Origin of the sequence: Moorena sp. SIO3B2, assembly GCF_010692525.1 — a bacterium.
Lineage (GTDB): Bacteria > Cyanobacteriota > Cyanobacteriia > Cyanobacteriales > Coleofasciculaceae > Moorena > Moorena producens.
Map to the genome: position 1 here is coordinate 1 of NZ_JAAHHE010000908.1, position 1282 is coordinate 1282.

A 1282-nucleotide genomic window follows, 5' to 3' on the forward strand; every position below is an offset into this window, starting at 1 on the left:
TTATTGCTTGGTTTCATTACAAGTTTATATCTCCTTGAAGGTACTGTTACCTACTTTGATGCCTTTAGTAGTGTTTAGTACTTATAGTGCTACCCGCAAACAATAGTAAACATTATTTACTCATTCAATTATCATTCAGGAAGCATATTATGATTAAATTAATCCAAAACAAATCAACCCTGGCACTAACAGTGGTCGTGCTAGTCTGTTCTTCTGCACTGCCCCTTGATGCCATAGTAAAAAGACCTCAGTCTGGTCAGAATTTATCCCAGTTTAAAGGCCAGCTAGTTACCTTAAAATGGGGTGATATCTGGGATATATTGCGACGTGACAAAGGTAAAGGGGGCTCAAGAGGGAGCTCAAGATATGATAATCCTATCGAGCAAACTCTCTGCATGCTCACCCCTGGTCAACTACCAGATCGTGACCCAAATTCTAATCATAAAGGAAGCTTAGAAATTTGGAGTGAGCAACCCCTATTCCTATGGCAAGGAGAAATGAAAGGTATTGAGGTGCGTGAGTATCGTACTGAAAAACAATTGTGGGAGCAACCGTTAGAGCCTACTACTAATAGTATCCTTTATCAAGGGGAGCCTTTAAAACCAGGTAAAGATTACTATTGGCGGAATACAATTCCTTTAGAACAACTTCCTACTAAGAGAAGTTTTCGTCTAATGGATGACGAAAAGCGTAATCAAATCACCACTGACTTAAATGAATTAGAAAGTAACCTGAAAGCTGAAGATGCCAGTGCTGATAAGATTGCTCTGAAACGAATTAACTATTTCATCAACAAACAACTTTGGTCAGATGCATTACGGGAAATTTATCTGATGCCTAATCCTCCGGCTGAGGTAACTGATCTTATGGATAAGATTAAGAATAAGGCTCATGATTTTTGTAGGGAATAGGAAGAATCGTAGGGTGGGCATTGCTGATCCTGATCATGATTGAACGCCGAGCAATGAAATGGGCAATGCCCACCAATCCACAATAATCCTAGGGTGGCCATTGGTTCAGAAACCGGCCATGGGTACCTTCGTAGGTGGGCATTGCTCAGAGCAATTTGGGCAGGATTTGGGTAAGTAAACCGGCAATGCCCACCCTACAGAATGCTGAATAATATAGCGCTACACACAATGTAAGCAAGGTATTTAAATTATTTTTGTGATTTTGTCAAGTAGTTCATTTGTTCTATTATTTTGACCTACTCCCCGTTGACCCTGTACTTATATGAAGTTTGATATGAGGTTTGATATGAGGTTTATGAGGTTTGATATGA

General features: G+C 39.8%; 1 protein-coding gene. It reads left to right on the plus strand.

The genetic code is table 11. The features are described from left to right. Positions 1-149 precede the first annotated feature (149 nt). Entirely contained in the window at positions 150-911 is a 762-nt protein-coding gene (locus F6K38_RS42275; protein WP_287360853.1) for a hypothetical protein, read from the plus strand. The last annotated feature ends 371 nt before the right edge of the window (positions 912-1282 follow it).

Excerpts from the sequence above, each read along its gene's own strand:
- F6K38_RS42275 (WP_287360853.1), top strand. The coding sequence starts at position 150 with ATGATTAAATTAATCCAAAACAAATCAACCCTGGCACTAACAGTGGTC.